Genomic DNA, 20,811 nt, shown 5'->3' on the forward strand with positions numbered 1-20,811 from the left:
CCCATGCAAGGCGCGATGGTACGTCATCAGCAACCCGCCACCGGCCGCAAGCCGGTGCCGCGCGGTGCCAGCCGGATGGTGGCCAAGGAGCCACTGTCGGCGCGCCTGCCCAAGGCCAATTTCAGCGTGTTCAAGCGTCTGCTGTGGCCGGTTCTGCTGGTAGTGGCCGGGTTCGGTGCCTACGAGGGCGCACAGCGCCTGATGCCGTATGCCGACCGGCCGATCACCAAGATCGCCGTGCAGGGCGACCTGAGCTACATCAGCCAGCAGGCCGTGCAGCAGCGTATCGCGCCCTATGTGGCCGCCAGCTTCTTCACCGTCGACCTGGCCAGCATGCGCACCGAGCTCGAGCAGATGCCGTGGATCGCGCATGCCGAAGTGCGCCGCGTGTGGCCGGACGAAGTGGTGATCCGCCTCGAGGAACAGCTGCCGGTGGCGCGCTGGGGCGACGAGGCCCTGCTCAACAACCAGGGCCAGGCCTTCACCCCGCGCGAGCTGGCCAACTACGAGCACCTGCCGCAGCTGTTCGGGCCGCAGCGGGCGCAGCAGCAAGTGATGCAGCAATATCAGGTACTGAGCCAGATGTTGCGGCCCATGGGCTTCTCGATCGCCCGGCTGGAACTGCGCGAGCGGGGCAGCTGGTTCCTGACCACCGGTGCCGGCAGCGCCGGGCCGGGTATCGAGTTGCTGCTGGGGCGCGACCATCTGGTGGAAAAGATGCGCCGCTTCATTGCCATTTACGACAAGACGCTCAAAGAACAGATCACGAACATCGCCCGCATCGATCTGCGTTACGCCAATGGCCTGGCCGTTGGCTGGCGGGAACCGAATGCACCGACGACAGCCCAACCCGCTGTTGCGAAGAATTAGAGAGAGGCAGGACCCATGGCAAATGCGCATAGCGGCAAAATGATCGTCGGGCTGGATATCGGTACGTCCAAGGTGGTTGCACTGGTGGGCGAAGTGGCCGCCGATGGCACCCTGGAAATCGTCGGTATCGGCACCCATCCATCGCGCGGGCTGAAGAAGGGCGTGGTGGTCAATATCGAATCCACCGTGCAGTCGATCCAGCGCGCCGTCGAAGAGGCCCAGCTGATGGCTGGCTGCCGGATTCACTCGGCGTTCGTTGGCGTGGCGGGCAATCACATCCGCAGCCTGAACTCCCACGGTATCGTCGCCATCCGCGATCGCGAAGTCAGCGCGGCGGACCTGGAGCGGGTGCTGGACGCGGCCCAGGCCGTGGCCATCCCGGCCGACCAGCGGGTGCTGCACACCCTGCCGCAGGACTACGTGATCGACAACCAGGAAGGCGTGCGCGAGCCGCTGGGCATGTCCGGCGTGCGCCTGGAAGCCAAGGTGCACGTGGTCACCTGTGCGGTCAATGCAGCACAGAACATCGAAAAATGCGTGCGCCGCTGCGGCCTTGAAATCGACGACATCATCCTCGAGCAACTGGCCTCGGCCTACTCGGTGCTGACCGATGACGAAAAAGAGCTGGGCGTGTGCCTGGTGGACATCGGTGGCGGTACCACCGACATCGCGATCTTCACCGAGGGCGCCATCCGCCACACGGCGGTGATTCCGATTGCCGGCGACCAGGTGACCAACGACATCGCCATGGCGCTGCGTACCCCCACCCAGTACGCCGAAGAGATCAAGATCCGCTACGCCTGTGCCCTGGCCAAACTGGCCGGTGCCGGCGAAACCATCAAGGTGCCGAGCGTGGGTGATCGTCCGCCGCGCGAACTGTCGCGCCAGGCCCTGGCCGAAGTGGTCGAGCCACGCTACGACGAACTGTTCACCCTGATCCAGGCCGAACTGCGTCGCAGTGGCTACGAAGACCTGGTGCCGGCCGGCATCGTGCTCACTGGCGGTACCGCCAAGATGGAAGGCGCGGTGGAACTGGCCGAAGAGATTTTCCACATGCCGGTACGCCTGGGCGTGCCTTACACCGTGCGGGGCCTGAGCGACGTGGTGCGCAACCCCATCTATTCCACCGGCGTGGGCCTTCTGACCTATGGCCTGCAGAAGCAGTCCGAAGGCGTGACCCTGACCGGTATCAGCAGCAACAGCTATGGCGATGAACCGAAGGCCCCGGTGCTTGAGCGACTCAAGCGCTGGGTCCAGGGCAACTTTTAAGTTTCAAAGCAGTAGTAGTAGGCGCAAAAAACTAGAGAACTGAAAGGAGAGGGAAAATGTTCGAGCTCGTAGACAACGTCCCGCAAAGCCCGGTCATCAAAGTGATCGGCGTCGGTGGCGGCGGTGGCAACGCCGTCAATCACATGGTCAAGAGCAACATCGAAGGCGTCGAATTCATCTGCGCCAACACCGATGCTCAAGCGCTGAAAAACATCGGCGCGCGCACCATCCTGCAACTGGGTACCGGCGTGACCAAGGGCCTGGGTGCAGGTGCCAATCCGGAAGTCGGTCGTCAGGCCGCGCTGGAAGACCGTGAGCGCATCGCCGAAGTGCTGCAAGGCACCAACATGGTGTTCATCACCACCGGCATGGGCGGCGGTACCGGTACCGGTGCTGCTCCGATCATCGCCGAAGTGGCCAAGGAAATGGGCATCCTCACCGTTGCGGTGGTGACCCGTCCGTTCCCGTTCGAAGGTCGCAAGCGCATGCAGATCGCCGACGAGGGCATCCGTGCCCTGGCCGATAGCGTCGATTCGCTGATCACCATTCCGAACGAGAAGCTGCTGACCATCCTGGGCAAGGATGCCAGCCTGCTGTCGGCCTTCGCCAAGGCTGACGACGTGCTCGCCGGTGCCGTTCGCGGTATCTCCGACATCATCAAGCGTCCGGGCATGATCAACGTCGACTTCGCCGACGTGCGTACCGTGATGAGCGAGATGGGCATGGCCATGATGGGTACCGGCTGCGCCAGCGGTCCGAACCGTGCGCGTGAAGCGACCGAGGCGGCCATCCGCAACCCGCTGCTCGAAGACGTCAACCTGCAGGGCGCCCGCGGCATCCTGGTGAACATCACCGCAGGTCCTGACCTGTCGCTGGGTGAATACTCCGATGTGGGCAGCATCATCGAGGCATTCGCCTCCGACCACGCCATGGTCAAGGTCGGTACCGTCATCGACCCGGACATGCGCGACGAGCTGCACGTCACCGTGGTAGCCACCGGCCTGGGTGCCAAGATCGAGAAACCGGTCAAGGTCATCGACAACACCCTGCAAGCGTCCGCTGTACAGACCCCAGCCCCTGCACCGGCCCGTCCGGAGCAACCTTCGGTCAACTACCGCGATCTGGAGCGTCCGACCGTCATGCGCAACCAGGCTCACGCCGGGGCCGCTGCGGCACAGAAGCTGAACCCGCAGGACGACCTGGATTATCTGGATATCCCGGCTTTCCTGCGTCGTCAGGCCGATTAATGGAATTTATCAGGGCTATGAAGGTGATTGGTGTTCAGCAAAGGCCGGGTCTGCTATTATCCTCAGCCTTTGTTGATACCAGTTCGCAATTTGCGCTGAAGCGGCCAATGCCATGATTAAACAACGCACCCTGAAAAATATCATCCGTGCCACAGGTGTCGGCCTGCACTCCGGGGAAAAGGTTTACCTGACCCTCAAGCCCGCCCCTGTGGATACCGGCATCGTATTTTGCCGTGCCGACCTCGACCCTGTGGTGCAGATCCCTGCCCGTGCGGAAAATGTCGGCGAGACGACCATGTCCACGACACTGGTCAATGGCGATACCAAGGTAGACACGGTAGAGCACCTGCTCTCGGCCATGGCTGGCCTGGGCATCGATAACGCCTACGTCGAGCTCTCCGCGTCCGAAGTGCCAATTATGGACGGCAGCGCCGGGCCCTTTGTATTCCTGATTCAATCTGCCGGCCTGGAAGAACAGGACGCAGCCAAGAAGTTCATCCGCATCCTGCGTGAAGTGACAGTGGAAGACGGCGACAAGCGCGCCACTTTCCTGCCTTTCGAAGGGTTCAAGGTGAGTTTCGAGATCGATTTCGACCACCCGGTGTTCCACAACCGGACCCAGAGTGCCAGCGTGGACTTTTCCAGCACCTCGTTCGTGAAGGAAGTCAGCCGCGCCCGTACCTTCGGGTTCATGAGTGACATCGAGTACCTGCGCAAGCACAACCTCGCCCTCGGCGGCAGCGTGGAAAACGCCATCGTCGTGGACAAGGATGGCGTGCTCAACGAAGACGGCCTTCGCTACGAAGACGAATTCGTCAAGCACAAGATCCTCGATGCGATTGGCGACCTCTACCTGCTGGGCAACAGCCTGATCGGCGAGTTCAAGGGCTACAAGTCCGGACACGCGCTGAACAATCAGCTGCTGCGCAAGCTGATCGAGGAAACCGATGCGTGGGAAGTGGTGACGTTCGAAGATGCCAGCACGGCACCGATCTCTTACATGCGTCCGGTTGCGGCAGTGTAAGTACGAACTCTCTCTTCTTTAGTTATTTTTTGGGGCTGCCTTCGGGTGGCCCTTTTTTATTGCAGCGCAGTCGCAGGTTTGCGAGCGCTGTGCGCTCGTCTATCCCTTGCCGTGCCTGGCCAGGCGCTCCAGCGCCGCCTTGAGCTTGGGGTCGGTGATCCCTTCGGCCGTAGCGTGGATGTTCTGCGCCGAACGTGTCGAGATGTCCATCGGGTGCCCCGCCGCGGGTGCCACACCGGCCACCGGCTGCACCCTGAAATTGATGCGGGTCAGGCTGCTGAAGGCCTCCATCATCTGCAACTGGCGCAGCAGGCGTTTCTGCTGGTAACGCAGGCGCGTGGCCCAGTGCCCGTCGGTGACGATCAGCAGCAGCGTACCCTCGCGCCACGAGGCCACATGGCAATGCTCACGCGCTGCCGGCTGCAACTGGCTCTCCACCAGGCGCTGCAGCTGGGCCAGGCGCTGGGCCTGGCTGAACAGGGCCTTGAGCGGTCGCGCTTCACGCAAAAGCACGGCGGGTGCACGGGCGGGCAGGGGGCGAAAAGCCATGGGCAGGGTCCGAAAAGTACAGTGGCGCCATCTTAACAGATCGCCCCGCCGGTAATTCTTCATGTGACGATGGGTTGAAGTTGGCGAAAAAGGCCTTATTGTAAAAAAGCCCCGTCAAAAAGCGCTGTGCCAGCATCGTGGAAATCCGCCACTTTCCTCACCATCGTTTCCGGGTAGAATGCTCGTTCGCATGCGGCCATAAGGGCTGCACGGGCGACTCACGGGGCCGCCCTCCATCCCTACGTGTGGAAGATCCTGCCAATATGTTTGCGCCTTTGTTAAAAAAACTTTTTGGAAGCAAGAACGAGCGTGAAGTCAAACGCATGCTCAAGACGGTACAGATCGTCAATGCCTTCGAAGAGCAGATGGTCGCCCTGACGGACGAGCAGTTGCGGGCCAAGACCGCAGCGTTCAAAGAGCGCCTGGCCAAAGGCGAGACCCTTGACCAACTGTTGCCCGAAGCCTTCGCCGTTGCGCGCGAGGCCGGCAAGCGGGTCATGGGCATGCGTCACTTCGATGTACAGCTGATCGGTGGCATGACCTTGCACGAGGGCATGATCGCAGAGATGCGTACCGGTGAAGGCAAGACCCTGGTGGCGACCCTGGGCGTGTACCTCAACGCGCTGTCCGGCAAGGGCGTGCACGTGGTCACGGTCAACGACTACCTGGCCCGCCGCGACGCCAACTGGATGCGCCCTCTGTATGAATACCTGGGCCTCACCGTGGGTGTGGTCACCCCGTTCCAGCCGCCGGAAGAAAAGCGCATCGCCTATGCCGCCGACATCACCTACGGCACCAACAACGAATTCGGTTTCGACTACCTGCGCGACAACATGGCGTTCAGCATGGAAGAGAAATTCCAGCGCGAGCTGAATTTCGCCGTGATCGACGAAGTCGACTCCATCCTGATCGACGAAGCCCGTACCCCGCTGATCATCTCCGGCCAGGCCGAAGACAGCTCCAAGCTGTACATCGAGATCAACAAGCTGATCCCGCAGCTCAAGCAGCACATCGAAGAGGTCGAAGGCCAGGTCACCCAGGAAGGCCACTACAGCATCGACGAGAAGACCCGCCAGGTCGAACTCAACGAAGCCGGCCACCAGTACATCGAAGAGATGCTCACCCAGGTCGGCATGCTGGCCGAGGGCGAGAGCCTCTACTCGGCGCACAACCTGGGCCTGCTGACCCACGTGTATGCCGGCCTGCGTGCCCACAAGCTGTTCCACCGCAACGTCGAGTACATCGTGCAGGACGGCCAGATCCTGCTGATCGACGAGCACACCGGCCGCACCATGCCGGGCCGTCGCCTGTCCGAGGGCCTGCACCAGGCCATCGAGGCCAAGGAAAACCTGAACATCCAGCCCGAGAGCCAGACCCTGGCCTCGACCACGTTCCAGAACTACTTCCGCCTGTACAACAAGCTGTCCGGCATGACCGGTACCGCTGACACCGAAGCGTTCGAATTCGCCCAGATCTACCAGCTCAACGTGATGGTGATCCCGCCGAACAAGCCGCTGGCGCGCAAGGACTTCAACGACCTGGTCTACCTGACCGCCGAAGAGAAGTACACCGCGATCATCGCCGACATCAAGGAGAGCATGGCTTCCGGGCGTCCGGTGCTGGTGGGTACCGCCACCATCGAAACCTCCGAGCACATGTCCAACCTGCTGATCAAGGAAGGCATCGATCACAAGGTCCTGAACGCCAAGTTCCACGAGAAGGAAGCCGAGATCATCGCCCAGGCCGGTCGCCCGGGTGCACTGACCATCGCCACCAACATGGCCGGTCGTGGTACCGACATCCTGCTGGGCGGCAACTGGGAAGTCGAAGTGGCTGCCATGGACAACCCGACGCCCGAGCAGGTTGCCCAGGTCAAGGCCGACTGGCAGAAGCGTCACCAGCAGGTGATCGAGTCCGGTGGTCTGCACGTGATCGCCTCCGAGCGCCACGAATCGCGCCGTATCGACAACCAGCTGCGTGGCCGTTCCGGCCGTCAGGGCGACCCGGGCTCGAGCCGCTTCTACCTGTCGCTGGAAGACAGCCTGATGCGCATCTTCGCCTCCGACCGGGTCAAGAACTTCATGAAGGCCCTGGGCATGCAGTCCGGCGAGGCCATCGAGCACCGCATGGTCACCAACGCCATCGAGAAGGCCCAGCGCAAGGTCGAAGGTCGCAACTTCGACATCCGCAAGCAACTGCTCGAATTCGACGACGTGGCCAACGAGCAGCGTAAGGTCATCTACCACATGCGCAACAGCCTGCTGGCGGCGACCAACATCGGCGACACCATCGCCGAGTTCCGCCAGGAAGTGCTCGATGCCACCGTGGCCCAGCACATCCCGCCACAGTCGCTGCCCGAGCAGTGGGACGTGCCGGGCCTGGAAGCGGCACTGGCCAGCGATTTCGGGGTCAAGCTGCCGATCCAGCAGTGGCTGGACGAAGACGACCACCTGTACGAAGAGACCCTGCGCGAGAAGTTGATGGCCGAGCTGATGGCGGCCTACAACGAGAAGGAAGAGCAGGCCAGCGCCGATGCCCTGCGTACCTTCGAGAAGCAGATCCTGCTGCGTGTGATCGACGACCTGTGGAAAGACCACCTGTCGACCATGGATCACCTGCGCCACGGTATCCACCTGCGTGGCTACGCCCAGAAGAACCCGAAGCAGGAATACAAGCGCGAGTCGTTTGCCCTGTTCCAGGAACTGCTGGACTCGATCAAGCGCGACACCATCCGCGTGCTCTCGCACGTTCAGGTTCGCCGCGAAGACCCGATCGAAGAGGAAGCACGCCTGCGCCGCGAAGCCGAAGAGCTGGCCCAGCGCATGCAGTTCCAGCACGCCGAGGCCCCTGGCCTGGAAGCGGGCGAGCTGCTTGAGGAGGGCGCCGACGTCGCCGTGGCCGCAGCGCCGGTGCGCAACGAGCAGAAGCTGGGCCGCAACGAACCCTGCTGGTGCGGTTCGGGCAAGAAGTTCAAGCAGTGCCACGGCAAGATCGACTGATCGCACCGCCGTTGCCCCCTGCTGATATCTGAACACCGCGCCGCGACGGGCCCAACCGTCGCGGCGTTGTTCCATCTCAAGCGCCGGTATCTCGAGCCGGCGCCTTTTTTCTAGGAGCGCTTTCATGGCTGTCGGTCTTGGTCCTTTGCCAACGTTGCACCCGGTTCCAGGTTTTGAACTCGGTATTGCCTCTGCGGGCATCAAGCGCCCCGGGCGCAAGGACGTTGTGGTAATGCGCTGCGCCGAAGGCTCCAGCGTTGCCGGCGTGTTCACCCTCAATGCGTTCTGCGCTGCCCCGGTGATCCTGGCCAAGCAGCGCGTGCAGGGCAGTGTGCGTTACCTGCTGACCAACACCGGCAACGCCAACGCCGGTACCGGCGCCCCCGGCCTGGCCGCTGCCGAGCGCACCTGCGCCAGGCTGGCCGAGCTTGCGGGTGTCGACGCCGATGCGGTGCTGCCGTTCTCCACCGGTGTGATCGGTGAGCCACTGCCGGTCGAGAAGATCGAAGGCGCGCTGCAGGCCGCCCTGGACGACCTGTCGGAAAACAACTGGGCCGAGGCCGCCACCGGCATCATGACCACCGACACCCTGCCCAAGGGGGCCAGCCGCCAGTTCCAGCATGACGGCGTGACCATCACCGTGACCGGCATCAGCAAGGGCGCCGGGATGATCCGCCCGAACATGGCGACCATGCTCGGCTACATCGCCACCGACGCCAAGGTGGCGCCGGCCGTGCTCAAGGACCTGCTGCTGGACGGCGCCAACAAGTCGTTCAACCGCATCACCATCGACGGCGATACCTCGACCAACGATTGCTGCATGCTGATCGCCACCGGCAAGGCCGACGTGGCTGAAGTGACCGAAGCCCGCGGCCCGCTGTTCGACGCGCTGAAAAAGGCGGTGTTCGAGGTGTGCATGGAAGTGGCCCAGGCCATCGTGCGTGACGGTGAAGGCGCGACCAAGTTCGTGACCGTTCAGGTCAACGGTGGTGGCAATCATCAGGAATGCCTGGACGTCGGCTATGCCGTGGCGCATTCGCCGCTGATCAAGACCGCGCTGTTCGCCTCCGACCCGAACTGGGGCCGGATCCTGGCAGCTGTGGGCCGTGCTGGCGTGCCGAACCTGGACGTGAGCCTGATCGACGTGTACCTGGACGATGTGTGCATCGCCAGCAAAGGCGGCCGCAACGCCACCTACACCGAGGCCCAGGGCTCGGCCGTGATGGCCCAGGAAGAGATCACCATCCGCATCGACCTGGGGCGTGGCGACTGCAGCGAGACGATCTGGACCACCGACCTGTCCCATGAGTATGTGAAGATCAACGCCGAATACCGTACCTGACCGTATTGCGGGTCAAGCCCGCTCCCTCAAGGATTGCAGTAACCCTGTGGGAGCGGGCTTGACCCGCAATAGGCCCCCGCACATCCCGATGGAGCCCACCCATGAGCTACCAACTGATCATCGGCGACAAGCTGTATTCCTCCTGGTCGCTGCGCGCCGCCCTGGCCCTCGAACTGGCCAGGGTGCCCTACACCGAACTGCTGATCACCCTCAACCAGCCCGATACCCGCCAGCGCATCCTGGCGCACTCCGCCACCGGCAAGGTGCCCCTGCTCAAGTCCGAACACGGCACCATCGCCGATTCGCTGGCAATCGCCGAGTACCTGGCCGAGCGCCACCCTGAAGCCAACCTGTGGCCCAGCGACATCGCTGCCCGGGCCCAGGCGCGTTCGGCCTGTGCGCAGATGCACAGTGGCTTCTTCGCCCTGCGCAGCACCATGCCGATGAATCTGGACCACGATCAGGCCCTTGAGAGCATTCCACTCGAGGTGCAGATCGACATCGACCGCATCGTCGCCCTGTGGTCCGAGTGCCGCCTGGTGGCCAAGACCCCGGGCCCGTACCTGTTCGGCGAACTGAGCCTGGCCGACGCCTTCTTCGCCCCGGTGGCGGTGCGCCTGCGCAGCTACCGTGTCGAACTGCCAGCGGCAGCCGCCGCCTACGTCGAGGCCATCTACCAGTGGCCGGCCTTCCAGGCCTGGCAGCAGGCTGCGCTGGCGGAGCGTGCGTCGTGAAGCGGGTGCATGTTGCCGCTGCGGTGATCCGTGGCACCGACGGGCGCATCCTGATTGCGCGCCGTGCCGACAGCCAGCACCAGGGCGGCCTGTGGGAGTTTCCCGGCGGCAAGGTGGAGGCGGGGGAGGCGGTCGAGATCGCCCTGGCCCGCGAGCTGCACGAGGAACTGGGCATCGTCGTGACCCGTGCACGGCCTTTGATCAAGGTGCGTCACGACTACCCCGACAAGCAGGTGCTGCTGGACGTGTGGGAGGTCGACGGCTTTACCGGCGAGCCCCATGGCGCCGAAGGCCAGCCACTGGCCTGGGTGTCGCCACGCGAACTGCCGCAATACGACTTCCCTGAAGCCAACCAGCCCATCGTGGCGGCCGCGCGGTTGCCTGGCCACTACCTGATCACCCCGGGCGAACTGGAAGCCCCGCAGTTGCTGCGCGGCATCCAGAAGGCGATTGCCGGCGGGATCAAGCTGGTGCAGTTGCGTGCGCCCAACGGCTACGACCCCAAGTACCGCGATGTGGCGGTGGATGCGGTGGGGCTGTGTGCCGGCAAGGCGCAGTTGATGCTCAAGGGGCCGCTGGAGTGGCTGGGCGATTTCCCGGCGGCAGGGTGGCACCTTACGGCCGAGCAGTTGCGCAAATATGCGCCCAAGGGCCGACCGTTCCCCAGGGAGCGCTGGCTGGCCGCGTCGTGTCACAACGCCGAAGAACTGGCGCTGGCCGAGCAGATGGGGGTGGATTTCGTCACCCTGTCGCCGGTGCAGGCGACCCAGACACATCCCGAGGCGGTACCGTTGGGCTGGGAGCAGGCCAGCGAGCTGATCGAAGGCTTCAACCGGCCGGTGTATGTGCTGGGTGGCGTGGGGCCGGCTGATTGCGAGCGGGCCTGGCAGTTCGGCGCCCAAGGCGTGGCCGGGATTCGGGCGTTCTGGCCTGAGGCCTGAGTGAAGCCTCGCCGGCAAGGCCGGCTCCTACAGACGGCGCTGACCTTTGTAGGAGCCGGCCTTGCCGGCGAAGCGGCGTCATGGCCTGGCCGCAGCCTGCCACAACACCTCCGCCACCCCCTGGCGCCGCGCAATCACCCGCGCCGCCACGAACAGCAAGTCCGACAGCCGATTGATGTACGCCAGCCCCACCCCCGCCAGCGGCTCTGCCGCATTCAACTGCTGACACCGCCGCTCCGCACTGCGGGCCAGGCTGCGGCATACATGCGCCTGGGCAATCAGCGCTGAACCGCCCGGCAGAATGAAGTTCTCCAGAGGCCCCAGCTCTTCGTTCCAGTGGTCGATCGCCGCTTCCAGGCGCTGCACCTCGGCCTCGTTCAAGGCCTGGTAACTGGGCATCGCCAGCTCACCACCCAGGTCGAACAGCCGATGCTGACACGGCGCCAGCACTTCGACCACCTCGTCCAGGTGTTGCTCGGCCAGGCCTGCCAGCAACACGCCCAGCTGGCTGTTGAGCGTGTCCACCTCGCCGATGGCCTCGATGCGCGGATGGTCCTTGGCGACGCGACGGCCGTCGCCCAGGCCGGTTTCGCCCTTGTCGCCGGTGCGGGTGTAAATCTTCGACAAGCGAAAACCCATGCTCATGACTCCATCGTTGGCGGGCCGGGGGGTGGCATCGGCAGGTTGCTCAACGGCAGGCGCAAGGTGAAGCACGTGCCCTGACCTGGCGCCGACTGCACCTCCATCTGGCCCTTGTGGTTGTTGGTGATGATGAAATACGACACCGACAGGCCCAGGCCAGTGCCCTGGCCGATTTCCTTGGTGGTGAAGAACGGCTCGAAGGTGCGCTTGCGCACCGCCTCGGGCATGCCCACGCCGTTGTCTTCGACCTGGATCTCGGCCCACGGCGGGTTGAGCCGGGTACGCAGGATGATACGCCCCGGTTCGCTGTCGTCTTCGCGCTGGTGAATCGCCTGGGCGGCGTTCTTGAGCAGGTTGAGCAGCACCTGTTCCAGCTCGTTGGCGGTGCCGGGCACCGGGCCCAGGGCCGGGTCGAACTGGCGCACGATGGCCTGGCCCTTGAAGTCGAAGCCTTCGGTCAGGTCGAAGTCGTTGCCGGCGATCTCCACCGCCTGGTCGATCAATGCCGGCAGGTCGCACGGTGCCATCTGGCGGTTGCTGCGGCGGCTGAAGCTGAGCATGTGGGTGACGATCTTGGCCGCCCGTGCGCCGGCCTGCTGGATGCCATCGAGCAGCTGGGGTACCTGGCGGTTTTCCAGGTACTGGTTGACCGTACCCAGGTCGATGCCGGTTTCGCTGGCCTGCTCCAGGTTCTTCGGCAGGTCGGGGGACAGGCGTCGACGGATGTTCTGCACGTTGTGCAGGATCGCCCCCAGCGGGTTGTTGATCTCGTGGGCCATGCCAGCAGCCAGGCCACCGACCGAGAGCATCTTCTCCGACTGCACCATCATCTCTTCGAGCGACAGGCGCTGGGTGATGTCGTCGATGCGAATCACCACGCCGCGCCCGCCACCGCCCATCAGCGGGTAGAAGGTCAGGGCGTAGTGGCGCGCATCGTCGCCCCTGGTCCAGGTGACCCGCTCGATCTTGGCCACGCGGTGCTTCTCGACGCTTTCCTTGAGCTGCGGCAGGAACGGCTTGAGCGGCTCGAACGCGAGGAAGATCGGCTGGTTCAGCGCCTCGTCCAGCGGCGTGCCGGAAAGCGCGCTGGCCTCCTGGTTCCACTGGGTCACGTAGAGCTGTTCGTCCAGGGCGATCAGTGCCGAGGGCATGGAGTCGATGATGCTGTTGAGGTAGTTCTGAAAGCCGGTGAGCTTGCGCTCGATCTTGCTGCGCACCTGTACTTCGAGTTCCAGCTTGCGGTTGGTGTGACGGGTTTCCTCGGCCAGGCCCTGGGCCTGGTCATAGGCGGTCTGGAATTCATCGCGGGCGCGCTTGAGCTGCTGTTCGCGGGCTTCGATGCGCGACAGCATGGTGTTGAACGCCTCGGCCAGGCTGCCGATTTCGTCGCGGTTGCCGGGGCGCGCGCGCAGGGCATAGTTCTCTTCGCGGGTCACCTGGCGCGAGAGCTGTTCGAGCTGGTAGATCGGCTGGGTGATCAGGCGCTTGATCTGCCGCGCAATCAGCATCCATAGCAGGATGCTGAACACCAGGATGCCCAGGCTGGCGGTCAGTGTGCCGGTATAGAAGGCCATCGGCAGCTCGCTGCTGGCCACCAGCAGCAGATGCCCGGGCGGGTTGCCGGGGCGCGGCAGGGTTACCAGCTGGGTGCTGCGAAACTCGGTCAGGCGCCAGCTCTCGATGTTGCGGTAGCGCTTGGGCACAGCCAGGGGTTCGCCGTGCTGCAACTGCGCCAGCAGCTTGCCGTCGCTGCCATACAGCGCGGCGGCGCGCAGCGGGGTGTAGCTGTCCAGTTCCTTGAGCAGGTCGTTGGCCGCCTCTGGCGAGTCGGCGGCGCGCTGTGCCAGCTCCGGGTGCGATACCAGGCGGCCGATGGTCTGCAGGGCCTGGGGCGCCATGGCCTCCTGGGAGATCCAGTAGGCGGCGCTGATGAAGGTCAGGTTGGCCACCAGCAGAATGGTGATCAGCAGCACCAGCAGGGCGGCCAGCAGCTTCTGGCCGACCGGCAGGTTTTCCAGGCGTTCGCGCAAGGGCATGGTGACGGCGTGATCCTGTGGGTGGAGAGGCAGGGTAGCGTTGCCCTCAGTCGCTGGGCAACCCGCGTGCGTTCAGGTGTTCGACCAGGCGCCGGTGCAGCCGTTCAAGGTGCGCCAGATGGCGGCCGTGGCGGGCGGCAACGCGGCAGGCGTGGCCGAGCAGGTAGTGGATCTCGGTGCGTCGGCCCTGGCGCACGTCCTGGTACATGGAAGAGTAGTTCGCCGCCGTGGCCTGGATGACCCGTTCGACCTCGACCTGCAGGTCGGTGGCGGCTTCGGGCTGGCCGCAGTGCTGCAGCAGCTCGGCCAGCTCCGCGCACAGCGTGGCCACCTCGCAGTGATGCTCGGCCAGGCCGCCGTTGCGGCACGCATGCAGCACGGTCAGTGGGTTGATGGCGCAGTTGAGCGCCAGCTTGCGCCATAGCCGGGTGAGGATGTCCGGGGTCCACTGGTGCGGGATGCCGGCGTCGGTCAGGTCGTCGAGCCAATCGGGCGGCAGCGGGTTGGCCGGGTCGCCCAGCCAGTTGAAGCCATGCCCGGCAAAGTTCACCTGCCAGTCGGCTTCGCGAAACGCGCCCTCGGTGCTGGAGGCGAAGATGCAGCGTGCGTGGGGGACCTGGCTGGCGACTTCGTCCTGGCTGCCCAGGCCGTTCTGCAGCAGCACCAGCTCGGCATTGCGCGCCAGTCGCGGCGCCAGCTGCGCCACTGCCGCGGGCGCGTCGTAGGCCTTGCAGGCCACCAGCAGCCGGTGGATAGGCGTGCCTGCATCGGCGGTTTCGGCGGGGATCGCGTGGCGCTGCGCCTGGCCGTTGTGTACCAGGCTCAGGCCGCCCGCCGCCTCGTAGGCGTGCAGGCGCGCAGGGTCGCGCAGGATCAGGCGGACCGCCTTGCCGGCCTGTGCCAGGCGGCAGGCCCAGAGGCTGCCCAGGCTGCCGGCGCCGAGAATATGCCAGGTGCTGCTCATCTGCGTTTCGCAACCGTTATAATGAACCCGCATTTTAACCGTCAAACCCGGCACGCTCCATCATGCTCTGCGACCAGGGGCCCATGAGCGTGCGTTTATTTTTTTGGAGAATGGATATGCCGTCGTTCGACGTGGTATCGGAACTGGACAAGCACGAAGTCACCAACGCCGTGGAAAACGCGGTCAAGGAGCTCGACCGCCGCTACGACCTCAAGGGCAAGGGCAGCTTCGAGTTCAAGGAAAAGGAACTGACCGTCAACCTCACCGCCGAGGCCGAGTTCCAGCTCGAGGCGATGATCGACATCCTCAAGCTGGCGCTGGTCAAGCGCAAGATCGACGTGCAGTGCCTGGAGGTCAAGGATGCCTTCGCATCGGGCAAGGTGATGAAGCAGGAAGCGACGCTGAAGGAAGGCATCGACAAGGAACTGGCCAAGAAGATCGTCGCCCACATCAAGGACGCCAAGCTCAAGGTCCAGGCCGCCATCCAGGGCGAGCAGGTACGTGTCACCGGCAAGAAACGCGACGACCTGCAGGAGGCCATCGCGGCCCTGCGTGCCAAGGAGTTCGGCATGCCGCTGCAGTTCAACAACTTCCGCGACTGATCCCCGTGTACCCGGAACCTTGGCGCCGTTTCGGCGTCCGAGGTTTCTGCGGCCGCTGAAACGATTGCGGCGCCACGCTTTCCCCGTTTTTTGCCGCCCGGCATCAGGAGACAACCTATGGATTTGAACGCTGAAGTGGATCAGCTGGTCAGGACTTCGCAGACCTGGATCCCGATGATCATGGAATATGGCAGTCGCCTGTTGCTGGCGCTGCTGACCCTGGCCATCGGCTGGTGGGTGATCAACAAGGTCACCTACCGCCTGGGCAAGCTGCTGGCCCTGCGCAACGCCGACCTGGCGCTGCAAGGCTTCATCAGCAGCCTGGCGAACATCATTCTGAAGATCCTGCTGGTGGTCAGCGTGGCCTCGATGATCGGCATCGAGACCACCTCGTTCGTGGCCGCCATCGGTGCCGCCGGCCTGGCCATCGGCCTGGCCTTGCAGGGCAGCCTGGCGAACTTCGCCGGTGGGGTGCTGATCCTGCTGTTCCGTCCGTTCCGCCTGGGCGACTGGATCGAGGCCCAGGGGGTCAGCGGTACCGTGGACAGCATCCAGATCTTCCACACGGTGCTGCGTACCGGTGACAACAAGACGGTGATCCTGCCCAACGGCAGCCTGTCCAACGGCATCATCACCAACACCAACCGCCAGCCGACCCGCAAGGTGGTGTTCGATGTGGGCGTGGACTACGAGGCCGATCTGCAGGTAGCGCGCAAGGTGCTGCTGGACCTGGCCAATGACCCACGGGTGCTGCAGGAGCCGGGCGCGCCCCAGGCGGTGATTTCGGCACTGGGCGACAGCTCGATCACCGTGTCGCTGCGAGCCTGGGTGAAGACGGCTGACTACTGGGACGTGATGTTCATGCTCAACGAGCATGCGCGCGACCGGTTGAAGGCCGAGGGCATCGACATCCCGTTTCCGCAGCGGGTAATCCGTGTGGTGCAGGAAGCGGCCGTGCAGTAACACGCCTCGAGCTCATCGCGGGTCAAGCCCGATCCCACAGGTACATCATGTGTCTGGAGACAGTGATGACCGCGTGGGAGCGCGGCTTGCCCCGCGATTCGGGTGCACCGATTACACTTGTTCACTTCTTGTTACTGTCCGACCTTTGCCTTTTCTGGCATACAGGCTGGCTGATTTTCCCTGCCAGGCCTTGCCATGCTTACCCCGCTGATAAACATCACCCCGTTCCGGGCATTCTGTTTCGCCATGACCCTGGCGTTGTTCGAATTGCTGACCTACCTGGCCAGCGACGTGGTGATGCCTGCCATGCCCACGGTGGTGGGCGACCTGAATGCCAGCCCCGAATTCATCCCCCATGCGCTGAACCTCTACCTGCTTGGCGGTGTGCTGCTGCAGTGGCTGATCGGCCCGCTGGCCGACCGCTACGGGCGGCGTCCGCTGCTGCTGTGGGGGTGCGCCATCTTCTGCCTGGCCTGCCTGGCCACCTACTGGGTCGAGGGCATCGAGCTGTTCAACCTGCTGCGCCTGTTGCAGGGCATTGGCCTGGGCTTTGTGGTCACGGTCAGCTACCCGGCCCTGAACGAAGCCTTCAGCGAGGCGGATGCGGTGCGCATGATGGCCCTGCTGGCCAACATCGCGCTGCTTTCGCCGCTGCTCGGCCCACTGGTAGGCACCGTGCTGCTGGAATGGGTGTCGTGGCGCTGGCTGTTCGTACTGTTCGCAGGGTTCGCCGTGCTGACCTGGTGCGCGCTGTACCGCTTCATGCCTGAAACCCTGGGGGTGGAGCGACGCGACGGTACGCGCCTGGCCTTCCAGCCCATCCACCTGCTGCCCTTGCTGGCCGGTTACGGGCAACTGCTGGGCAACCGCCGCTTCGTTGCCGGCAGCGCTGCCCTGGGCCTGGTGGGCCTGCCGCTGATCGGCTGGATCGGTCTGTCGCCGGTGCTGCTGATTCATGACGAGGGCTTGAGCACCCTGGACTATGCACTGTGGCAATTGCCGGTGTTCGGCGGCCTGATTGCGGGCAACCTGATCATCAACCGCATTGCCGAGCGCTACAGCCTGCGCGTGCTGATCCGCAAGGCCCTGTGGCCGTATCTGATCGGCCTGGGCGCGGCCATGCTGGGCACCTGGCTGTACCCCTCGGTGTTCAGCCTGGTGGCGGGCATGTCGCTGTACGCACTGGGCCTGGGCATCGCCAACGCGGTGCTGTACCGCATGACGCTGTTCTCCAGCGAGCAGAGCAAGGGCCTGGTGTCGGCGATGCTGGGCATGATCACCATCGCCTTGCTGGGCCTGGGCGGCGCCTTGCTGGCGATGCTGGAGGCAGGGGCGAGCCTGTTGAGCTTCGCCCTGGCGGCAGGTTGCGCCGGGTTGCTGGCGCTGTGGCCGTTGCGCACGGTGCTGCAGGACGACGCCGAACTGGCGTCGCTGGTCTAGGCTCCGGGGCGCTCGGTGGTCTCGGGCTCCACGGGGGCCAGCTTGCCGCGCCGCAGTTCCTGGTGCCAGTGCAAGGCGATCAGGATCAGCGTTGGCACCCCGAGCATCGCGGTGATCAGGAAGAAGTCGTGATAGCCGTACTTCTCGACCATCACGCCTGAGTAGCCACCGATCAGGCGCGGCAACAGCAGCATGATCGAGCTGAGCAGGGCGTACTGGGTGGCCGAGAACTTCAGGTTGGTCAGGCTCGACAGGTAGGCCACGAAGGCCGAGGTCGCCAGACCCGAGCTGAAGTTGTCGAGCGAGATGGTCACCACCAGCATCTGCAGGTTCGGCCCCATGTCGGCGAGCATCAGGAACAGCAGGTTGGTCGCCGCCGAGGTCACACCGCCGATGAACAGGATCGGCAGGATGCCGAAGCGCACGATCAGCAGGCCGCCCATGCCGGCCCCGAACAGGGTCATGAACAGGCCGAAGATCTTGCTGACGCTGGCGATCTGGTCCTTGGTGAAGCCCTGGTCGATATAGAACACGTTGGCCATCACGCCCATCACCGTGTCCGACATGCGGTAGGTGGCGATCAGCCCCAGCAGCAGCAACGCCTGCCAGCGGTAGCGCACGATGAAGTCGTTGACCGGGGTCAGCACCGGGGCCAGCCCGCGTCGCCCCATGGACGACAGGCACAGCGTGGTGAGGGTGATGTAGAGGATCGCGCGCAGGAAGGCGCGGTCTTCAAGCAGCAGGTCGAGCAGGCTGGCGCCTTCGAACAGCACGCTGGCGAAATCGGTGTTGTACAGCTGGGTGAACATCGCAGGTACCGACACCAGCAGAATGATCAGCACGAAGACCGAGGCCAGCTGGTGGCCGAAGCCGTAGCGCGCCGCCGACAGCTGGGTACGCAGTGGTACGGGCGGCTCGCGCATCAGCAGGCTGGTGATCAGGGCGGGCACCATCAGCACGCCGAACAGCACATAGGTGCCGGTCCAGGCGCTGTGCTTGTAGCTGAAGCCGGTGGAGCCGAACCCTTCGGCAAAGAACAGCGCGCCCGCAGTGGCCAGCAGGGCGGCGACCCGGTAGCCGGCCATGTAGCTGGCGGCCAGGGCGGCCTGGCGCTGGTCGCCGGCGATCTCGAGGCGGTAGGCATCCACGGCGATGTCCTGGGTGGCCGAGGCGAAGGCCACCAGCACCGCCAGCGCGATCAGCCACGACAGGTGCTTCTGCGGGTCGCAAAAGCCCATGCCGACCAGGCCGATGACCACCAGGATCTGTGACAGCACCAGCCAGGAACGGCGTCGGCCAAGCTTGCCCAGCAATGGCAGGCGCCATTGGTCCAGCAGTGGCGACCATACCCACTTGAAGGCGTAGGCCAGGCCGATCAGGCTGGCATAACCGATGGTTTCACGGGCAACCCCGGCTTCGCGCAGCCATACCGACAGGGTCGAGAACACCAACATATAGGGCAGGCCGGCGGCAAAGCCGAGCAGCAACAGCACCAGGGTCGACGGGCTGGCATAGGCAGCGAGCGCAGCGCGCCAGGTTTTACGGGGCATGGGCCAACATCTGCCTCAAGTTTGCGAAAACAAAGCGCGCACTCTAACCGCTGTGCTCCATCGGGCGCCAGCCATGGCGCAACATATCCACACGATTGTTCCGGACGGTCACCCCTTCGGCCCGCAGGCGGGCCCGCTGCTCATCCCCGGAGGGCGTGCCAAGGGCCAGGCTCAGGCGTCCGCCGGCGCCCAGCACGCGGTGCCAGGGCAGGCGAGTGTCGCTCGGCAACTGGCTGAGGGTGCGCCCCACCCAGCGCGCCGCGCGGCCCAGGCCGGCGATGGCCGCCAGTTCACCATAGCTGACCACCTTGCCTGGCGGCAGTTGGCCCAGCACCAGGTAGAGCGCCGTCCGTCGGTCTTCTGCGCGCTGCTGCGCGTCGGTCAAGGCCGCGCTCATCGGGGCGTTGCGGGGCAGTGAAGGGGGCAGGGCGCACAAATACGAATTGAACTCATCGGCATTGGCTGGGTCAGTCCTTGTTCTGCTGGCGGGTATCTGGATAATGCCCGATTTTTCTGCGAACCCGAGTTTCTGTACTGCCTATGTATTCTAGAGCCTTGTTGTGCCTTGTGATGACCGGTGTCTGCGCCCCTGCGGTGGCCGATACCGTATGGATGAAGAACGGCGACCGGCTCAGCGGCAAGATCAAGGTCTTCGACGGTGGCAAGCTGGTGCTGCAGACCGAATACGGTGGCTCCATCGCGCTGGACTGGAAGAAGGTCAAGACCCTGGAGAGCGACCAGGAACTGCTGGTCAAGCAGGACGCCTACACCGGCGAGAAGGCCAAGTCGCTGCAGGCCGGTGAAGACGGCCAGGTGATCCTGGCCAATGGCGAGGCGCCCAAGGCGGTTGAACTGGCCAGCATCCAGCAGATCATGAAGCCCAAGCCGCTGGTCGAAGACATGCTGTGGAAGGGCAACATCGACCTGGCACTGGACTACAAGCGCGCCGAAACCGACAGTGACGACTACGACGTCGACTTCAAGACCACTGCCCGTCACGGTCGCTGGCGGCATAACGCCGAGGGCGAGTACAACCGCGAGACCAAGAACGACACGACCACCACCAACAACTGGAGCGCCGAATACGCGCTGGACCGCTTCATTACCGAGCAGTGGTTCTGGCAGGGGCGTCTGAACTACAAGCGCGACCACATCGAAGACCTGACCCGCCAGCGCACGGTCGGTACCGGCCCGGGCTACCAGTTCTGGGACGACGAGCTGGGCGCGTTCTCGCTGGGTTCGCTGCTCAACCGCACCGACTACGAGTACAGCGACGGCGGCAAGGACAACTTCTATTCGCTGGGCGTGAAGTGGGACTACAACCGCTACCTGATCGGCAAGTCGGTCGAGCTGTTCACCAACGGCGAGGTTGGCAAGCCGCTGGGCGGCGTGGCGGACTACAGCCTGGATGCCGAGGTGGGCCTGCGTTACAAGGTCACCGAATGGGCATCGCTGAACCTGAAGGCCGAGAAGGACATCATCAGCGGCACCAGCGACAGCGACCTGGACAAGACGCGCTACACCGTCGGCTTCGGCGTGGCCTGGTAAACCGCTTTCGCATTCAGGGGCCGGCGCCTGCAGGCCCCTTGGCAATCGCCACTGATAATGATTAGCTTGTCGCGATCACACCTTTCCCAGG

The 20,811-nt window shown here is 64.3% G+C and carries 18 protein-coding genes; 12 read left to right on the forward strand and 6 right to left on the reverse strand.

Annotated features, from left to right (window positions below; genetic code table 11):
* Nucleotides 1-3 precede the first annotated feature (3 nt).
* From CR917_RS05165 to lpxC, 4 genes are all read left to right on the forward strand, one after another.
* A complete protein-coding gene (locus CR917_RS05165; protein ID WP_043862070.1) occupies nucleotides 4-870 on the forward strand; it encodes a cell division protein FtsQ/DivIB in 867 nt (288 codons plus the stop codon).
* A 15-nt stretch (nucleotides 871-885) separates the two neighbouring features.
* Nucleotides 886-2,139 carry a cell division protein FtsA gene (gene ftsA / locus CR917_RS05170; RefSeq protein WP_043862071.1) on the forward strand — a complete coding sequence of 418 codons (1,254 nt, stop codon included), beginning with the start codon at nucleotides 886-888 and terminating at the stop codon, nucleotides 2,137-2,139.
* 56 nt (nucleotides 2,140-2,195) lie between these two features.
* Nucleotides 2,196-3,386 (forward strand): cell division protein FtsZ, encoded by a 1,191-nt coding sequence (gene ftsZ / locus CR917_RS05175; protein ID WP_043862072.1) that lies wholly within the window; start codon nucleotides 2,196-2,198, stop codon nucleotides 3,384-3,386.
* 112 nt (nucleotides 3,387-3,498) lie between these two features.
* A complete protein-coding gene (lpxC, locus tag CR917_RS05180; RefSeq protein WP_043862073.1) occupies nucleotides 3,499-4,410 on the forward strand; it encodes a UDP-3-O-acyl-N-acetylglucosamine deacetylase in 912 nt (303 codons plus the stop codon).
* 99 nt (nucleotides 4,411-4,509) lie between these two features.
* Here lpxC and CR917_RS05185 read toward each other — a convergent pair whose 3' ends face one another.
* Nucleotides 4,510-4,959, reverse strand: a complete 450-nt coding sequence (locus tag CR917_RS05185; RefSeq protein WP_054914835.1) for a DUF721 domain-containing protein — start codon at nucleotides 4,957-4,959, stop codon at nucleotides 4,510-4,512.
* Between the two features lie 263 nt (nucleotides 4,960-5,222).
* Between CR917_RS05185 and secA the strand changes: the two genes are divergently transcribed.
* From secA to CR917_RS05205, 4 genes are all read left to right on the forward strand, one after another.
* The gene (secA, locus tag CR917_RS05190; protein ID WP_054914834.1) at nucleotides 5,223-7,958 is read left to right on the forward strand and encodes a preprotein translocase subunit SecA; all 2,736 of its coding nucleotides are present in this window, start codon (nucleotides 5,223-5,225) and stop codon (nucleotides 7,956-7,958) included.
* A gap of 124 nt (nucleotides 7,959-8,082) precedes the next feature.
* The gene (gene argJ / locus CR917_RS05195; protein ID WP_078479527.1) at nucleotides 8,083-9,300 is read left to right on the forward strand and encodes a bifunctional glutamate N-acetyltransferase/amino-acid acetyltransferase ArgJ; all 1,218 of its coding nucleotides are present in this window, start codon (nucleotides 8,083-8,085) and stop codon (nucleotides 9,298-9,300) included.
* Between the two features lie 101 nt (nucleotides 9,301-9,401).
* Nucleotides 9,402-10,034 carry a glutathione S-transferase gene (locus CR917_RS05200; RefSeq protein WP_088515537.1) on the forward strand — a complete coding sequence of 211 codons (633 nt, stop codon included), beginning with the start codon at nucleotides 9,402-9,404 and terminating at the stop codon, nucleotides 10,032-10,034.
* Nucleotides 10,031-10,975, forward strand: a complete 945-nt coding sequence (locus tag CR917_RS05205) for a Nudix family hydrolase (RefSeq protein WP_043862078.1) — start codon at nucleotides 10,031-10,033, stop codon at nucleotides 10,973-10,975. Before CR917_RS05200 ends, CR917_RS05205 begins: the two co-directional genes overlap by 4 nt.
* Nucleotides 10,976-11,053: 78 nt before the next feature.
* Here CR917_RS05205 and CR917_RS05210 read toward each other — a convergent pair whose 3' ends face one another.
* Genes CR917_RS05210 through CR917_RS05220 form a run of 3 tightly spaced genes read right to left on the reverse strand, consistent with a single transcriptional unit; the run spans nucleotide 11,054 to nucleotide 14,617 of the window.
* Nucleotides 11,054-11,614 carry a cob(I)yrinic acid a,c-diamide adenosyltransferase gene (locus tag CR917_RS05210; RefSeq protein ID WP_043862079.1) on the reverse strand — a complete coding sequence of 187 codons (561 nt, stop codon included), beginning with the start codon at nucleotides 11,612-11,614 and terminating at the stop codon, nucleotides 11,054-11,056.
* Between the two features lie 2 nt (nucleotides 11,615-11,616).
* The gene (locus tag CR917_RS05215) at nucleotides 11,617-13,653 is read right to left on the reverse strand and encodes an ATP-binding protein (RefSeq protein ID WP_054914831.1); all 2,037 of its coding nucleotides are present in this window, start codon (nucleotides 13,651-13,653) and stop codon (nucleotides 11,617-11,619) included.
* Nucleotides 13,654-13,699: 46 nt separating this feature from the next.
* Nucleotides 13,700-14,617 carry a putative 2-dehydropantoate 2-reductase gene (locus CR917_RS05220; protein WP_043862081.1) on the reverse strand — a complete coding sequence of 306 codons (918 nt, stop codon included), beginning with the start codon at nucleotides 14,615-14,617 and terminating at the stop codon, nucleotides 13,700-13,702.
* A 116-nt stretch (nucleotides 14,618-14,733) separates the two neighbouring features.
* Here CR917_RS05220 and CR917_RS05225 point away from each other — a divergent pair, with 116 nt between their 5' ends.
* From CR917_RS05225 to CR917_RS05235, 3 genes are all read left to right on the forward strand, one after another.
* Nucleotides 14,734-15,219: a YajQ family cyclic di-GMP-binding protein gene (locus tag CR917_RS05225; protein ID WP_043862082.1), complete on the forward strand. Its 486-nt coding sequence runs from the start codon at nucleotides 14,734-14,736 to the stop codon at nucleotides 15,217-15,219.
* A 117-nt stretch (nucleotides 15,220-15,336) separates the two neighbouring features.
* Nucleotides 15,337-16,182: a mechanosensitive ion channel family protein gene (locus tag CR917_RS05230; RefSeq protein ID WP_043862083.1), complete on the forward strand. Its 846-nt coding sequence runs from the start codon at nucleotides 15,337-15,339 to the stop codon at nucleotides 16,180-16,182.
* A gap of 195 nt (nucleotides 16,183-16,377) precedes the next feature.
* On the forward strand, nucleotides 16,378-17,622 hold the full coding sequence (locus CR917_RS05235; protein ID WP_104571976.1) for an MFS transporter: 1,245 nt from the start codon (nucleotides 16,378-16,380) through the stop codon (nucleotides 17,620-17,622).
* Here the strand turns inward: CR917_RS05235 and CR917_RS05240 are convergent.
* Complete coding sequence (locus CR917_RS05240) at nucleotides 17,619-19,172, reverse strand: AmpG family muropeptide MFS transporter (protein ID WP_043862085.1); 1,554 nt, start codon at nucleotides 19,170-19,172, stop codon at nucleotides 17,619-17,621. The genes CR917_RS05235 and CR917_RS05240 overlap by 4 nt on opposite strands.
* Before the next feature lie 43 nt (nucleotides 19,173-19,215).
* Nucleotides 19,216-19,569, reverse strand: coding sequence for an MGMT family protein (locus CR917_RS05245; RefSeq protein WP_043862086.1), 354 nt, complete (start codon nucleotides 19,567-19,569; stop codon nucleotides 19,216-19,218).
* Between the two features lie 143 nt (nucleotides 19,570-19,712).
* On the opposite strand from CR917_RS05245, the gene CR917_RS05250 reads away from it, so the two are divergent.
* Nucleotides 19,713-20,720, forward strand: coding sequence for a DUF481 domain-containing protein (locus tag CR917_RS05250; protein ID WP_043862087.1), 1,008 nt, complete (start codon nucleotides 19,713-19,715; stop codon nucleotides 20,718-20,720).
* Nucleotides 20,721-20,811 lie beyond the last annotated feature (91 nt).

It is taken from the genome of Pseudomonas sp. BRM28 (assembly GCF_002939405.1).
In the GTDB taxonomy this organism is placed as follows: domain Bacteria; phylum Pseudomonadota; class Gammaproteobacteria; order Pseudomonadales; family Pseudomonadaceae; genus Aquipseudomonas; species Aquipseudomonas palmensis.